The 16,239-nt window shown below is 59.1% G+C and carries 13 protein-coding genes; 5 read left to right on the forward strand and 8 right to left on the reverse strand.

Features of this window, described 5'->3' with window-relative positions; all coding sequences use genetic code 11:
• Window positions 1-4: 4 nt before the first annotated feature.
• Window positions 5-964: an ABC transporter substrate-binding protein gene (locus tag QM596_RS03060; RefSeq protein ID WP_020970983.1), complete on the reverse strand. Its 960-nt coding sequence runs from the start codon at window positions 962-964 to the stop codon at window positions 5-7.
• Window positions 965-1,272: 308 nt separating this feature from the next.
• On the opposite strand from QM596_RS03060, the gene QM596_RS03065 reads away from it, so the two are divergent.
• The 3 genes from QM596_RS03065 to QM596_RS03075 are packed head-to-tail and all read left to right on the forward strand — an operon-like array spanning window position 1,273 to window position 3,610.
• On the forward strand, window positions 1,273-1,689 hold the full coding sequence (locus QM596_RS03065) for a GntR family transcriptional regulator (RefSeq protein ID WP_007729675.1): 417 nt from the start codon (window positions 1,273-1,275) through the stop codon (window positions 1,687-1,689).
• Complete coding sequence (locus QM596_RS03070; RefSeq protein WP_080909865.1) at window positions 1,686-2,555, forward strand: ABC transporter ATP-binding protein; 870 nt, start codon at window positions 1,686-1,688, stop codon at window positions 2,553-2,555. The genes QM596_RS03065 and QM596_RS03070 overlap by 4 nt, the downstream gene beginning before the upstream one ends.
• The gene (locus QM596_RS03075; protein ID WP_283308089.1) at window positions 2,552-3,610 is read left to right on the forward strand and encodes an ABC-2 membrane transporter-related protein; all 1,059 of its coding nucleotides are present in this window, start codon (window positions 2,552-2,554) and stop codon (window positions 3,608-3,610) included. The genes QM596_RS03070 and QM596_RS03075 overlap by 4 nt, the downstream gene beginning before the upstream one ends.
• 1 nt (window position 3,611) lies before the next feature.
• On the opposite strand, the gene QM596_RS03080 is transcribed toward QM596_RS03075, so the two are convergent.
• Complete coding sequence (locus tag QM596_RS03080; protein WP_283308090.1) at window positions 3,612-4,253, reverse strand: DUF4232 domain-containing protein; 642 nt, start codon at window positions 4,251-4,253, stop codon at window positions 3,612-3,614.
• A 191-nt stretch (window positions 4,254-4,444) separates the two neighbouring features.
• On the opposite strand from QM596_RS03080, the gene QM596_RS03085 reads away from it, so the two are divergent.
• Window positions 4,445-5,290, forward strand: a complete 846-nt coding sequence (locus QM596_RS03085) for an alpha/beta hydrolase (protein ID WP_003939910.1) — start codon at window positions 4,445-4,447, stop codon at window positions 5,288-5,290.
• 24 nt (window positions 5,291-5,314) lie between these two features.
• Window positions 5,315-6,388 (forward strand): VIT1/CCC1 transporter family protein, encoded by a 1,074-nt coding sequence (locus tag QM596_RS03090; protein WP_283308092.1) that lies wholly within the window; start codon window positions 5,315-5,317, stop codon window positions 6,386-6,388.
• An 809-nt stretch (window positions 6,389-7,197) separates the two neighbouring features.
• Here QM596_RS03090 and QM596_RS03095 read toward each other — a convergent pair.
• From QM596_RS03095 to QM596_RS03120, 6 genes are all read right to left on the reverse strand, one after another.
• The gene (locus QM596_RS03095) at window positions 7,198-8,091 is read right to left on the reverse strand and encodes a serine hydrolase (protein ID WP_283308094.1); all 894 of its coding nucleotides are present in this window, start codon (window positions 8,089-8,091) and stop codon (window positions 7,198-7,200) included.
• Between the two features lie 568 nt (window positions 8,092-8,659).
• Complete coding sequence (locus QM596_RS03100; protein WP_283308095.1) at window positions 8,660-10,000, reverse strand: serine hydrolase domain-containing protein; 1,341 nt, start codon at window positions 9,998-10,000, stop codon at window positions 8,660-8,662.
• 71 nt (window positions 10,001-10,071) lie between these two features.
• Entirely contained in the window at window positions 10,072-10,479 is a 408-nt protein-coding gene (locus QM596_RS03105; RefSeq protein WP_283308096.1) for a RidA family protein, read from the reverse strand.
• 85 nt (window positions 10,480-10,564) lie between these two features.
• On the reverse strand, window positions 10,565-11,731 hold the full coding sequence (locus QM596_RS03110; RefSeq protein WP_283308098.1) for an NAD(P)/FAD-dependent oxidoreductase: 1,167 nt from the start codon (window positions 11,729-11,731) through the stop codon (window positions 10,565-10,567).
• 885 nt (window positions 11,732-12,616) lie between these two features.
• Window positions 12,617-14,218, reverse strand: a complete 1,602-nt coding sequence (locus QM596_RS03115; RefSeq protein WP_349307319.1) for an ABC transporter substrate-binding protein — start codon at window positions 14,216-14,218, stop codon at window positions 12,617-12,619.
• Between the two features lie 601 nt (window positions 14,219-14,819).
• Entirely contained in the window at window positions 14,820-16,184 is a 1,365-nt protein-coding gene (locus QM596_RS03120; protein ID WP_283308102.1) for a serine hydrolase domain-containing protein, read from the reverse strand.
• Window positions 16,185-16,239 lie beyond the last annotated feature (55 nt).

A 16,239-nucleotide genomic window follows, 5' to 3' on the forward strand; every position in this document is an offset into this window, starting at 1 on the left:
GTGCTCAGGCCGCGGGAACTTGGGCAACGATGGCCGCGACGGCCTTCACCTGATCGGCGACACGAGGTCCCCAGCGGCTGGAAAGGTCTTCGTCGAGCACATGGATCTGGTTGCCGGTAACCGCTTTCATGCCGCTCCACCCGGGCCGGGCGGCGACGGATTCTGCTGTCACTCCACAGCATTGGGAGTCTGCGAGAAAGATGAGATCGGGATTGGCCTGCACCACGAATTCGGCGGACAGCTGCGGATAGTCGCCCTGCCCCGCGGCGTCGGCGATGCTCTTCATTCCGAACAGCGAGTAGATCTGCCCGACGAAGCTCGAGCTCGTGACGGTGTAGAGCGAGGAGTCGAGTTCGTGGAAGTACGTCAGCGGCTGTTGGCGCGCAGGAACACTGGCGACAGCGGCGTCGATGTCCGAGCGCATGGTGTCGACAACTTCGGTGCCCTTGTCCTCGTGGCCGGTGGCCTTCGCGACGCGCTCGATCTGGGCGTAGACGTCGTCGATGCTTGTGGCTGCCGGTAGCAGGAGTGTCGGCACCTTCGCCTTTTGCAGTCCGGAGACAAGATCGTTCATGTCATCCGATGCGATCACCAGATCCGGTGCGTAGCCGAGGATGGCTTCGACGTTCGGTTGAAAGCCCGAGAGATCGGTGACCGGGATACCGGCCGGGTAGTCGGACTGATTGTCGACGGCCTTCACCTGATCGCCCGCGCCGACGGCCCACAGGGTCTCGGTGGCGCTGGGACTGAGTGACACGATCGACTGCGGACGTGACTCGATGGTGATGTCCGTGCCGGAATCCGTGGGACCGGAAACAACAGTCACCGGGAACGAGCCGTCCGAGGCGGCTGTGGTTGCGGGTGCATCGGACGTCGAGCTACTGCAGGCACCGGCAAGCAGTGCGGTGCTCACCGTCAGTGCTGCAAGTACAGATCTGAATCTACGTGTCGGCCGAGTACTCACAGCCACCCCTCCGCTAGTGGTGAAGGGTCGCGAGCAGCGCGGCCGCGAGGCGAAGCGCCACGAGCGGTCCTTCGTCCGAGAACCATCGTGTCGCCACGAGGCCGGTGACCTGACTCGTTCGCCTCGAGTAGTGACGGGCGAATTCACAGTTGCGTCGACAGTGCCGGGGTTTCACCGAACTTCACACGAGCAGCGTGGCACCCCGGTGAACCGGGGCATCTGCACTTTACAGGGGTCGTCTGGCTTGACCCGGGAGGTCAAGGCAGGGTAAATATCTATTCCACTAATGAACTAGTGAAAGGGTTCGGATGATCGACTTCCGTATCGACCGCCGATCCGGCATTCCCACTTACGTGCAATTGGTCCTTCAGGTGAAGCAGGCGCTCAGGCTCGGTGATCTCCAAGTCGGGGATCGGCTGCCCACAGCCAAGGACGTCGTGGGAGCGCTCGCGATCAACCCGAACACAGTCCTGAAGGCCTACAAGGAACTCGAGCGCGACGGACTTGTTGCCCCGAGGCCCGGATTGGGCACGTTCGTCGTGAAGTCCCTGGCCAAGCCCGGTATGGCGGAAAGCTCTGCGCTACGTCGTGAGTTGGCGCGTTGGGTTGCAGATGCCGTGGCCGCCGGACTCGAGCGCACGGACATCGAAGCATTGGTGAGTTTGGAGCTCGAGAAGACGTTCATCGAATCGGATCCGTCCGGAAAGCAGGGGGAGACATCATGACTGCGCAAGAATCGGCACTGACGATGCAGGACGTAGACAAGCGCTTCGGCAAGAAGAAGGTGCTCGACGCCTGCACTTTCGAGGTCGCAACGGGAAGCATCACTGCCCTGGTCGGGGTGAACGGAGCGGGCAAGTCCACTCTGATGTCCTTGGCGGTCGGGTTGACGATGCCTGACCACGGTTCGATCTCCGTCCTGGGCAGCACGCCGGATCAGGACGGCATCTGCCCAGGCCTGTCGTACCTCGCTCAGCACAAGCCGCTGTATCCCAAATTCACTGTTGCAGAACTTCTTCGATTCGGCGCATACACCAACGACGAGTGGGATGCGAAGTACGCTCTGGATCTGGTGGAGCGCGCTGGGATTGCTCTCGATGCAAAGGCGAAGACTCTGTCACCAGGTCAACGAACCAGGGTTGCACTGGCTTTGGCGCTCGGGCGCAGACCGCAGTTGCTTCTACTCGACGAACCCTTGGCGGATCTTGATCCCGTGGCGCGGCGGTCCGTCGCGACCACTCTGCTCGAAGACGTTGCCGAGTACGGCACCACGGTTCTGTTGTCTTCACACATCGTCTCCGAATTGGCGGATGTCTCGGATCGACTACTTCTACTGGGCGGTGGAAACGCGAGATTGTCCGGTCCGTTGGATGAATTGATCGCTGCCCATTACGTATTGATCGGGGACGGCGATCCTTCGGACGTGGTCGGCGCCGGCGCGGTCATTCATACCGACAAGGGGATTCGGTCGAATTCTCATGTGGTGGAGGGAGTCCGTCCGAGCCCTCGGGCCGGCTGGGTGATCGACGACGCAACTCTCGATGACGTGGTGCTCGGGCACCTGAGCGCAGAAACGATGGTGGCGGCATGATCTGGGTTACGTGGCGGCACCACCGGACATCGCTCATTGTGTCATTGGGATTCATCGCAGCTTTGGCTATAGCAGCGATAGTCGGCGGAATCGGAACTCGAAGTAGCTTGGGGGCAGAGGGCCGAGGAACGTACTTCGGGTGTGTCGGGGTCGGATGGGACTGTTGGGCGGATACCGCCGTTACCGGTGTGAACACGATCGCCGCTGCCCTGCCGGTACTACTCGGGGCGTTGGTGGGTGCGACCGTCTTCTCCCGTGACATCGACCAGCAAACGCATGTTCTCGGTCTGACGCAGTCGGTCAGTCGAGCGCGGTGGTTTTGGATGCGAGTTCTTGTTGTCTTTCTTCCGCTCACTGTCGCGACCGCGATCCTCGGCTTCATTCTCGAGGCCGCGCGGGTCGGGTTCGAGAGTTGGAGCTATGTGGTCAACGTCGGACCCGTTCAGTCGTACGGAATGAGTTCAATGATCTTCCCCCTGTTCGATTCCAGCGGATTAGTCTTGGGTGCATACACTTTCATGGCTCTGGTCGCCGGTGCTGCGGTATCCCTGCTGGTGCGATCACCCATCGCCGCGGTGGCCGTCACCTTGGTCGCCGTCGCAGGTTTGATGGTGGGATTTCAGAATCTGGCACGGCCACACTATGCCGAGCCGACTGTGCTGACACAAGGTATCGACCATGACACTTTCTACGCGACATACGTTATGGATTCCTCGATGGCGTGGATCGTGCGGAGCGGATACACCGATGCCAACGGCAAGCCGGTCGAGATCGACTATCAGGCGTGCACTACCGATGCAGCCGGTAGTGAACATGATCAGCGATCCGACGAGAGCGACGTGGATTTCTATGTTCGCCAGAAAGCCTTCTTGGCCCAACTCGACGCCGAATATCGTGCGTGTGTGCTCGCGCAGGGAGTGGACCACTACGAAACCTGGTACCACTCGGTCGACCAGGTCAGACGATTCCAATTCACGGAAGCTGGACTAGTCCTGATCCTTTCGGGCTTGTTCCTCCTGCCGGCGCTCTGGGGCCTACGACGCCTCAAGCCGTGACTCAGCGGGCGACCGGCGCGACCGTCAGCTGGTTGATGTTCGCGCCGGTCATCGAGCAACCCTTGGTGGGGTAGGCAAGGAAGACCGAGTCGTAGCTGTTGGGCGGGTAAACCCTCAGTCCCGCAACGTCGGTCACGCCGCACTGATCTGCCGGGTAGTTCTCGACATTCGTGGCGCGCACCAAAGACGTTGCGGCAGAGCCAGGGGCAAGGGAGACGAGTGAACCGGATCCGGAGCGGCCGGCTGCAGCACCCACTTCGCTTCCGGACGCTCCCGTGACATACGAGACGCCGGGGAAACCGTCGAGCGTGCACGTGCGACCGCTCGTGTTGGTGAAGACCACCGGAAGCTCCACAGAACCGGCGGCGCCACTCGACTCGCCGAGGGTGACGTTCAGTTCCCCGATCGCGCAGCCTTCGGGATTGGGTGCCGTCGAGGTTGTGGTTTGGGTGTGGTCGGTATGGGTCGTCGAAGGTGCGGCAGTACCGGTCTGGGTCGTCGGCGCAGAGGCGCTCGTGGTTGAGGCGGGTGCCGGTGAACTCTCGGCCGTTCCCGTTTCGTCCGAGCCGCAACCGCTGAGAAGGGCGAGAGCAGCAAGTGGAGCCGCCAACAAGCCGACGTTGCGCATGCGGTTGGGATTCATCGCTCTGTACTCCTCAAGTTGGTCGACAACTGGCTCCGGAACATCCGTGTCCGGTATATCCGAATCCGAGCCCGGATGTGCAGAAACGAATCAGGCTCGCCGGTGATCAGGACCTACTTCCCGGATGGATTGCCGCTGCGGATCTAGCATGAGAAATGACCTGTCCGGATCGCGACCACCGGGAGTAGCGCATGTTCACCTTCACCAGCGACGACGGAGTGGTCATTCATGTCCACGAATGGCCCACCGAGCAGGAACCTCGAGGGGTTGTTCAACTCGCGCACGGTATGGGTGAGCACGCAAAACGCTACGCACACGTTGCCGAAGCCCTGAATGCTCGCGGTTTCCACGTCTACGCGGCGGACCACCGCGGCCACGGTGAGAGCATGCACGCCGGCCCAGGCAACATCGGCGACGATGGCTGGAACCGCTTGGTGGCAGACATGGTGACCCTCACGGGCATCATCCGCGACAAACACCCCGGCCTGCCCGTCGTACTGCTCAGCCACAGCCTCGGTTCGTTCGCTTCGCAGCAGTACATCCTCGATCATTCACACCTGATCGACGCCGTCGCACTGTCGGGGACCACCGCGGTCGATCAACTGATCGAGAGCCTCGTCAACGACGGCCCGGACGTCCTCGCCCAGTTCAATGCGGAATTCGAACCGGCCCGTACTCCGCACGACTGGCTCAGCCGTGACGAAGCGCAGGTGGATCTGTACATCAACGATCCACTGTGTGGTTTCAGCCTGGACGACGCCGGCATGGGCGGGCTTATCGCAGCTGGGCCGAGGTTCGTCGACGTCGAGGGCGTGCGACAAGACCTTCCGATCCTGGTCTTCGTCGGCACCTCGGATCCTCTCAACGCCGCGCTGAGCCGTACCGACGTCGCAGTCGAACGGTACAACTCGGCGGGGATCGAAGACGTCACCTATTACACCTATCCGGGTGCCAGGCACGAGATCTTCAACGAGACCAACCGCGACGACGTCATCAATGATCTGACGACGTGGATGGATCGCGTACTCGAAGCGTGACCGCCTCACCGGAAGGGGAACACGATGTCCACAGTTCCGGCCGCACGACCCGATCCAGACCCGCGAGATGTCAAGCGCTGGAGACGATACCTCGCCGACGAAGAAGCCGAGGCCGCCGTCTACCGCGACCTCGCGAGTAGGCGCAGCGGTGAGGAGCGCGAAATCCTTCTCGCCCTGGCCGACGCGGAGGGCCGACACGAGGCGCACTGGCGAGCGCTTCTCGGCGATCACGTCGGCAAACCACTACGCGGCGATATCCGCACTCGGATACTGGGCTTTCTGGCCAGACGCTTCGGCTCCGTCTTCGTGCTCGCTCTTGCCCAGCGCGCGGAAACACGATCCCCCTATCCGAACGATGCCGACGCGACCGCATCGATGGGCGCCGACGAGAAGATCCACGAAGAAGTGGTGCGGGCCTTGGCCACTCGGGGTCGGAACAGACTTTCGGGGACGTTTCGTGCCGCCGTCTTCGGAGCCAACGACGGCCTCGTCAGCAATCTCGCTCTCGTGCTCGGCATCAGCGGTAGCGGCGTCTCCAACCAGATCGTTCTGATCACCGGCATGGCCGGGCTTCTGGCCGGCGCCCTGTCGATGGGAGCCGGCGAGTACGTTTCCGTCCGCTCGCAGCGAGAGTTGTTGGAAGCGTCCAATCCTGGTCCCGCGGCCAGCGAAGCCGTCGGACTGCTCGACGTCGACGCCAACGAATTGTCCCTGGTCTACCGGGCCCGCGGCATGTCCGCCGAGGAAGCGGACCAGCGCGCCGCCGAGGTCCTCGCGAACAGCACCTTCGGCGCCGCTGACGTTGTCGACGACCATGAAGCCGTCGGAACCGGATTGGGCGCAGCGGCGGCAAGTTTCTGCTTCTTCGCCTCGGGCGCAATCATTCCGGTGTTGCCGTATCTGTTCGGCTTGGAAGGCATGACGGCTCTGATCGTCGCGTCCGTACTCGTGGGGATCGCGTTGCTGACGACGGGCGTTGTGGTCGGGTTGCTGTCGGGCGGGCCACCGTTCAAGCGGGCGCTACGCCAACTTGCGATCGGCTACGGCGCTGCCGGCGCAACGTATCTGCTCGGCATGTTGTTCGGGACCTCGCTCTGAGCGTCGGCTCACGCGCGTAGGGCGGGATCGCGGTGAGCCGGATCGATCCGAACCGGAATTTGGCACACCACGGCCTCGGTGTGTTTGCGCAGTGCATGAGCGATCTCATCGGTCCGTTGGCTCGGGAGGAATCGGTGCCATCTGGTCGCCGGGTCGATGGCGACGACAACAAAGCTTTCTCGGAGGGGGCCGGGGAGTGGGGCCCGCGTCGATGAGTACGACGGCGAAACCGACCTTGCCCCCAGCCGGCTAACTCGCACACCAGGCCGGTGCTTCCGTGATCGCGGGGCTGGCGTACGTGTTACTTCATTGAGGATAATGCGGGCCGCTACTGCCTGCGAGGACCGATGTTCAATCGGACGCCGAATGGCTCGCGAACAACATGAACAGCAAGTGGTGATAACTCAACTAATAAGGCCCGCAACGGATTCTGCCTACCTATGCGCCGCCCTACGGCCATCGGGTGCTGATGGCGGTGATTGACGGTGCGGCTTCGGTGTTCCCCATCGCAGGGTGGGTGTAAATGGGTGCGTTCTCGGCGGCGACAACCGCGCTCTGAGTTCGGTTGGTCGATGCCAGTTGATCGGGGATAGTGGCGTATTCTCGTCGCGGGTGATGACGGTGTTGCATCCCAACATATTTCGCTATCGGCTCGCCAAATCGAAGGGCGTTGCGGCGTTAGATCTCGATCATCCGAACGTACGCTTCCGATTGACGGTGCAGCTTCGTCTGTGCGCTCCGCGTTAGGTGGAGCGTCAAATGCTGTGGGCCGCACTGTTTACACAGTGCGGCCCACAGCATTTGGTTTGTCAGTTGTTGCGGAGTGCTTCGACCGCGATGCGGCCGACGGTTCCAATCGAGAGGTCGATCTTCGGGGCACGATCGGTGAGTTCGTAAGACTTGGTGAAGACACCGACAGCGTAGCGCTTGCCATCTGGATACATCACTACGCCTGCTTCATTTCGTATTAGCGGCATGGTGCCGGTTTTGGCCGCAACCGAGACCCCGTCGGGGAAGCCGGAAGAAAGTCGATGGGGCCAAACCTGCTTGCTCATGATGGTTCGGACTTCTTCGCAGGCTGCCGTTGGCCCTGCTTCGTCGCGCCAGATTGCGGCCAGCAACATGGTGATCTCACGGGGAGTACTGGAGTTGGTGCGGGCGGGATCCATTATGGACATTGTGTTGAGAACATCGACTTCGGGGAACTCCAACACGGTGGTTTTTTCGAGTCCGAGATCTTCATAGATAGTGGTGAATATGCCGCGGCAGTCGAGGTTCAAGTTGGTCTTCTCCAAGCCAAGCTGACGAATCGTTGCGACGATGCTGTCTACACCGAGACGTTCGTAGAGGAAATCGGTGGCGGCGTTGTCACTGAAACTCATCATGAGAAGCGCGAGGTCTCGCCAGCTGGCGGTAACGTCGTCGGCGCATCCGCCGATCCCGATGCCGCCGGATCGGTACTCCGAGGTCACTGTGGCGTACTCGGTCGGATCCAGCGTGCCTGCTGCCACGGCACGGGCGTATTCGAGCACGACGGGAATCTTGAAAACGGACGCGAGGATGACACCTTCGTCAGCGCCGTAGCCGAACTCTTCACCGGAATCGATGTCACGTGCGTGTACGAACGCATCGGTCTTCGCCTCGGCCAGAACGGCAGCGATCTGCTGTTCTGCGCTGTTCGTGTGCGTGGAAGTTTCGGTCATTCAAGGATCCCTTTCATCGGTATAGACATATTCGGGTTTACTAATGGATCTGACGCTAGTGAGTCGACGACAAAGGGTCTTGTACGAATCGACGAACGTCCTCGTGAGGTTCAGTGGAGATCGACTGCACGACAGGTTGTACGCGTTGAGCCGCCTGTGTTACCGAAGAAGACGTCCAACGCGGGTGGAATGCAAAATCCTGTCGTCACTGGAAATGAACTTGACAGTGTCTTCGGACCTACCTCATACCCTGGATTGAGTGCTGCCATCGCAAGGAGCGCATCCGTCTGCAGCAGACCTCCGATGAGGAAACAGACGTATATGCCGTCCTGCACTGTGCCGACCCTGCGGCGTCGTCAAGCGGCAACTTGCAGACCAGTGCGGTCGGATCACGCACGGCTGGAGGATTTGGATCTGCGACGTCGCTTCGCACGTGCGAATTGAATTGGGACGACTCACGACTATCAGCGGAATTCCAAACGCGTCGCCACTCTGAGTTGCGCCTTCCAGAGAGGTAGGTGGATGACGTGCTTGAAGTCGCGTGTCATCCGCCTACGGGACTGTATGCCTACGGCACTCGCTTGGCGGTTCGGCCGCCGAATTCGAGCATCACGGCTCGTCCGGTGTCATCGGTGACGAAGCGCCCCAACGTCCGCGTGGTGTCGGCGCGAGCAGCGAAGTCGAGATCGTTGACGAAGGCGATCGGGATCGCCGGTGGCCAGACGATGTCCTCGTATTCGCCGAGGTCCTGCGCGCTGCCCATGCGGACGCCGATTCCCTCGTCACCGGGGGCGACGGTCATCATCAGATCTCCGGTGTGATATCTGCCTACGACTGCGTCCACCGCAGCGGAAGTCGGGTAAACGAGATCGAGGAACGCGGGCGTAGGCAGTTCTGCGAGGTTGGCCATGCACCAGTCGACGATCTTCTTGCTGATTCCGCCGCCGAGTGCGTTGGTCAGCACGGTGACGGCGAAGTTCTTCTCAGGCACGGTCAAGAACTCGGAGACCTGGAGGTTGCTGACGTTTCCGCCGTGCCGCACTACCTGTGTGGTGCCGTATCGAGTCAGTAGCCAGCCGATGCCGACTTCCTCGAACATCATCGCGGCGGGACGTTGCGGCTTCTGCATCAGCAACCGGGTGGACTCGTCGAGCGGCTGTCCCTCACCCGGGTGTTCGCCCGACAGTGCGTAGCGTGCCCAGACGAGCTGATCGCGCACCGAGGACCACATTCCACCGCAGGGCGTCATGCCGCGGTCCGGTCCGGTCTCGTTGGACACGAACGGCTCACCCTCGCGGATGTAGTGGCCGAGTGCAAACCGGTGGGTCATCACGTCCCAGGGCAGGAACGCCGAGTTCTTCATCTCGAGTGGGTCCAGAACGCGCTGCTTGACCAGCTCTTCGAAGGTCAGTCCACTGATCTTGGCTACGACGTATCCGGCGAGGACGAATCCGGAGTTGCTGTAGGAGAAGACCTCTCCGACGGGAAATTCCTGTCGTAGTTCTTTCAGCCGTGAAATCGATCGACCCAGGGCGTCTTCACCCCAGCCGGCCGAGAGGCTGGCGTCGCCGGTGAATCCGCCGGTGTGCGTCAGAAGATGACGCATCGTGACTGTGCGGGTGGCTTCGTCGTCGGCGAGGGTCAGTTCGGGGACGTACTCGACCAGTGGGGTGTCGAGATCGAGTAGGCCGTCCTCGACGAGTGCCATCGCGGCTGTTGCAGCAAAAACCTTTGTGGTGGAACCGATCATGAACATCGTCTTGTCGGTGACCGGGAGCTGGGTTTCGACGCTCTCGATGCCGCTGGTGACGACGATGTCCTTGTCGCCGTGCACGATACCGACCGAGACGCCGGGGATGTTTGCCTCGACCCTCCACTGGTCGACGAGTTCCTGAAGCTGTTCTTGCATCTTTGATTCCTCGAGTTCACTGTCGTTCTGTGATGCTGCAATGGATGGTCTGGGGTCCGGCCAGCGTCTGCTTACCGGTTAGCGTCGCGGCTCGCGGTACACGTCATTTCCACTCTCAGGCCGAACGGTAGTGCTGCCACGCCGATCGCCGTCCTGGTCGGGGGGAGTGGCTGGTTCGCAAAGAACTTTTCATATTCGCTATTCATGGTCCCCCATTCCTCAATGTCAGCGAGATAGCAGGTGATTTGCACCAGATCCGATACAGACCAGCCGCAATCCTCGATAATATGGCGCACGTTTTCCAGCGTTGCCTTGGTTTGGTCCCGAATTCCTTCGGGAATTGTACCGTTGGAGGTGAACCCTCCTTGTCCTGATATGTATAGAGTATGGTTCGACTCGATCGCGGTCAGAAATGGACCTTTGGCGTCACCCCGGTTCAGATAGCGCCGACCTGAGGTATCTGTGATCATCGTTTTCATTGCAAAATTCCCTTATCTTGTGGATATGAAACGGTTGTGAAACGTGCCTGATTCGTGCCAACTGAAGAAAGGTTGGCGATTTCGACTAGTTGATTACCATGCGCAGGTCTTTGCGGCCCGGTGCCACCATCTCATTCGTGATTCCAATTTCAGTTAAATCGGTGGGCAGCTCTTTCCCCGTCGCTAGTGCGGAGCCCATGCGTGCAAGCGCAGGGGCCATTTGAATTCCGTATCCGCCTTGGCCTACGTACCAGAAGAAGTTTTCGAGTTTTGAATCGAAGCCTACGACTGGGCTGCGATCTGCAGTGAAATTGCGTAGGCCAGCCCACGCTGAGTTCACCCGTCTAATTTCTAAGGTTGTTGCTTCGTTTATTTTTTCGATAGCTCGTGCAATCTCTAACTCATCAGGACGCGCGTCGCTCGGTTCCTGATAAGATTCGTCGGCCGGCGAGCAAAGGAACTGGGTTCCGTCTGGCTTGAAGTAGAAGGTCTCCGAGGCGTCCAGAGTAAACGGAACTTTGCTCGCCCGATCCTTGAGGGGATCTGAAACCATGAAGGCAGTACGGCGGAGTGGTCGAATTCCGACAGGCTCGGCACCTAGGGCAACCGCTACTTCATCGCACCACGCGCCAGCAGCGTTGATGACATTTGTCGCAGTGAAGTTCCGCCCAGTCGCATCTTCAATCACCCAGGACGCCTTCTCGCGGTGCCCCGCTACGATTCTTGCTGACTTGACGATCATTCCACCGCGTCGACGGAAACCGCGGACATAACCCTGATGGACGGCGTGCACATCCAATTCCAACGCGCTGGAATCGGTCATAGCCAAGTGTGTATATCCGATTCGAAGGGCCGGATTAATTTTCTCGGCAACAGCACCGCTTATCAACTGCGTACTGTTACATCGTCCGCTAACCTCAAGATATAGCGCCCGTAAGGTGTCCGTCTGCGTTTCGTTGGCAATTATGAGCATTTCGACCGGCGTTGCGATCGACACGTCAAATTCTCCCGAGGGATCGGTGAAAAAGCTTCGACTTGCGGTGGTCAGCCTTCGAACCACGTCGTTTCCGTAGCTTTCCAGGTAGGTGGCAGCGGAACGTCCAGTGGTGTGATATGCGAGTGTTGATTCCATCTCTAAGACCGCGACGGACCGGTTGCTGGCCAATTCGTGAGCGATCGAGATACCCGCCATTCCACCGCCGATCACGATGGTATCGAAGTTCGTCTCGCCCGCGTGCGCCGGAATTCTCATGTAACCCCTCTATGGTGAAGATCGATCCGAATGATGGTCCATCGCCAAGGCTAGATTCTTGACCGGGATCAGAACTCGTGCACGGAGCCGAAATATGATGGATCAGTTGGTAATTTAGAACAAAGCGCTGTCGAGATCACTGATTTCTAAATCGCGCGCTGCTGCATTGCCAGAAACGTACTGGTGAGTCGAGCGTTGGATCCAGTTGTTTCCTAAGAAATTTCCTGAATTGAATTCAAGAAATATGCGGCATCGTGGAGGGAGTCCGCTGCGATCTAAACTCGCGCTTTCGGTGGACTTCGACGGTGAGTCGCGCTCCTACGCCTTCGACTCACCGGGCTCACCTGGATGGGGTGACAATCTGCCAGGTGAGACGCCACGACTTCGAGTGAGTCGCAGGTTCTATAGGCTCAGGGTCGATCTGTTCGATCACGCCGAAGATGCGACGTGTGGTCTCGACGGCCAGCCGTGCGCGTATCGGTTGTCGGTGAAGCATCGGGTAAAGCCATGGCAGACGTAGCTGGTCGTTAATACCAAGCTTCGTTCGTGTGCCCCGCGAAACTGAAGAAGAGTTGGTCGCTGCATCATCGATCAGTCACTGATGGCGAAAGACGTCCCGCCTGATCCGGAGAGTAGGTATCGAGGCGCGCTATCGAGCGATCTACATTCACGCCAGGGGTGAACTCAAGCAGGTGCTCGGTAATCAACTGTGCCGCAGACCAATTGCTGACGAACCGTGTAAACGGCCCGATGCCGTTGCCGCGGTTTCGTCGACCCGATTGACCGCGGCCAGCTATCGGCTTGCATCGAATCGTCGATTCTTCCGAAAAAGTTCGCTCGCCAGTCGATCTGTTACCAGCGTCGGAGGAGCGGCCGCAGATGCATCTATTCGGTTGTGCGGATCGACCACGGCTCGATCGGAATTACCTGACGTGCAGTGAACCCGTCCGTGTATGCCACGGTACTAGACCAACCGATCGGTAAGACATCAGCATTAGCAACGATGGCGCGTTCTGCCTCCTGCCACTGCGGGCATCCCTCTAGCCCCAGAGTGTTCATGGCTACAGCGACGTTAAGGTCGAAGGCAGGATTTTTGATCTTAGCGAAGTTTTGTGGACCGGCTCCGCTGAAAAAAGGCACCATCATCGATGGGAATGAGACACCTCCGATAGCCAAGTCCACTACGTCCCAATTCCCGGAATTTCCGGAAAACAGGATACTTTGAATTACAGGGGAATCTGCCGTTTGGATTACGACATCGACACCAAGTTTCTTCCATTGGCTCGCCAGATACTCGAAGGCCGCTACTCTCTCGGATCCCTGCAAATGCAAAATATTGACGGTCAGTTTCCTTCCGTTTTTGCTTCGTAGGCCGTCTGGTCCCATTATCCAACCCGCTGCGTCGAGTATGCGTGATGCATCCTGCTCATCGAAACTCGGCACGGAAGAATTCAGGTCTTCCAATGCGCATGTTTTAGGTAGTCCGCTCTGGAATGACTGAGCGGGGCTCCCGTTGCCGCCAGTTAGGATATCCGCAATTTCTTCTGTATTCGTAGAGCGAACCAGTGCCATCCGTACTGCTGGGTCAGCCGTTACATGCGCATCGTCATGGTTAAAGAACAGTTCAGCAGAAAGCATACTTGCCGATATTCCGGGCATGCCAGCAGTCTCAAGTCGTTCAGAATCTGGCATGGTTACTGTAGCTAAATTAGTTTCGCCGGAAAGAAGAAGATTAGCGCGGGTGACATTATTTGTAATGACATTCACGGTAACCGTCATAGGCAGTCCGGGTGTGTCAGATGTGGTACCTCCCGGGCCCCAGGTGTAGTCGCTGCGCCGAGTCAAGGTGTAACTCTCTCCCGGGCTGGCATCCGTGAGGGTGTACAAACCGGTCCCATCAAATCTATTCGAGTATTCATCCGGATGGGAAAGGCCAGAGCTACATACGATGAGAACTTGTCCCACCATCTCGGTCAGAAATGGGTTTGGCATCGCAGTTTTCAGTGTGACAGTATTCGCAGCACTGTCCGCTGTGGCGGTTAAATCGGGTGGTACGAAGACTCCTCGAATTGCTGAGCTATTCGCAGGGTCGGTGATCCACGTGTAATTGTCCGCAACCATCTGCGCGCTTAAAGTAGACCCATCCGAGCACGTGACTCCATCGCGTAACTTGAAGACGACTTCAGTGGCTGACGAATCCCAACTCTGAGCCAACCACGGTGCCAGCTTTCCATCATCTCCGAACGAGACCAAGCTCTCATACCCGAAAACCGCCAGTTGGCGAGCCGTGGCATTTAGCGTCTTAGGGGGAAACAAATTGCCAGGGTCTGTCGGGGCACTGATTGTCAGCGCTCCATCAGTGGTCACCGTGCCCTGGCCTCCACCCTCAGAACCGCACGCAACCACTGCGAGCGTACTTGAAAGAACAAACGCGATTATTGGTATATATCGAAACCTCATGGAGTGTTTCCTTAAATGGATAGACATTTGAACGTCGACAAAAGGTCCGGAAGCTTCTTTCCTGTCGCACTCCGTATTTCATGGCGACGTGATGGCTTGGGCGTTTCCGTAAATCATAAATTCTAACCTGTGGAGATTCCTGTCAGTGCCCGCGCCGACAGGTGCATTCCTTAGGGGACTTATGAAGGTATCCGCACCGATGCTCTTTGCGGAAAGGGGTGGAGCAGGCCTGTTCTCGGTGTGATTGCGAGACTTCGAAATCAATTGTCTCCAGGACGATATTGCCGATTGCTCGCCGTCGTTCGCGAGAGGCTAGGCGATTTCTTAAGAGGCGCCCATACGCCGACTTAACGCGGAGTGCACCATGAGTATGAGGATGCCCAGACCGTGCAAATTTCGTTTGCGTTGGAATGCCGAATTAGCAGCGCTGAACACACGCTGCGGTTTCGGCGGCGGCGCCTTTCCGCTCGTCGGACCATGTGCATAGCACTCACAACCTCGGGCCGCGTCAAAGGCTCGCGAACGGGCGTACCTGTCGACGTAGAGGATATGGCTGACTCCAGTGAAAGGCAGCATCTGCATCCAGGGAGTACTGGCGAGCGTCGGGAAGCGCGAATCTTCCCGCGTATCAGTCGACCTTGGGAAGGCCGCGTCCGCCCCAATACAGCAAACGGCTGCCATCGTCGAGAGTGGTAAAGACCGCCGGCGACCATCCAAGCGAAAGCATGTTGCCGAGGAATCGCCCTTCGGAAGGGTCTACAGCGACGAGTGGGATATGGATCTCCGGACCGAACATGGATGTGGCGGGCCCGTCGATGCGGAGGATGCCGACGAATCCTCCGTCTCGTTCGACGACTTCGACACTCTGGCCCCGCCGAGCGTAGTGCCCGGTTATCGTCCCCGGATCGGTCACCATGACCGGCTCGGCGGGTGGAGTCGCTGGGGCTGGGAGCTCGACACCTGCCAGGTTCTTGAGCAACTCTCCGACAAGTTCCTCGAACAGTTCGAGGATGGCGGGTCCACCGTTTGTGAGCAGTGCGACGGCGACTCCGGCCTCCGGGACGATTCGGAGGAAGGCGCCTTGACCGCTTGTTCCGCCGTCGTGACCGATTACCTCGCCGCTTGGCCAGCGGTACAGTGACCAGCCCAAGCCCCATGCGTTGCCCATGATCGAACTCGCTATGGGAACATCAGCTTGCGGTTCTAGCATTGCTTGCGCGGATGCAGTAGTCAGTACGGTGCTCAGTCCGTTGAGAGCGTCGAGGTGGGCGCGCGCGAACGTGATCAGATCCGTGGCGGTTGCGCAGATGAGTCCTGCCGGTCCGGCCGATCGAGTTAGGAAGGGGACCGGAGTCGGGATGAGCTCTTCTGCGCCAGGTGGTTGCACATGTCCAATCGCCGCCCGGTGACGCAACAGGTCCTCCGGTAGGGTAACCGTGTGCTGCAAACCTAGTGGCTCGCACAAGCGTTCACGTATTGCCTCGTCCCAAACCTTCTTGGTCAGGACCTCGATAAGCCGCCCAGCGAGTGAGTAACCGGAGTTGCAGTACGACCACGCCGCACCCACTGGGTGTACCTGTTCGAGGTCGGTGAGCGAAGCGGTGTACCGCTCGAGCACATCGTCGCCACGACCGGTGTCAGCAAAGTGGTCCCCGTCGATTCCGCTTGTATGTGCCAACAGGTGCCTTGTGGTGACCTGCTCCGTCGCAGTTGTCTCCGCAAACTTGAGCTCAGGCAGGTAAGTCGTGAGCGGAAGGTCCAGATCCAATGCACCCTCGTCGACAAGCTGCATCAGAATCGTGGCTGTCCACACCTTGGTTATGCTTCCGATCTGGAACAGTGACTCGGTCGTGGCCTCGACGCCGGTTGCGAGGTTGAGAATTCCACTGGCTGCCGCATCGATGCGACCGTCATGGAGCACAGCGACCGAAGCACCGACAACGCCGTGCTTTTCGAGAAGATCGTTCAACTTCATCTGTAGGGAGGAAGTCATACCTGGTCCTTTTCATTAGTGGGTAGTCGAGTGCCGACGGGGTGTGGCATCTCAG

It is taken from the genome of Rhodococcus sp. IEGM 1406, from assembly GCF_030056745.1.
GTDB classification, from domain to species: domain Bacteria; phylum Actinomycetota; class Actinomycetes; order Mycobacteriales; family Mycobacteriaceae; genus Rhodococcus_F; species Rhodococcus_F erythropolis.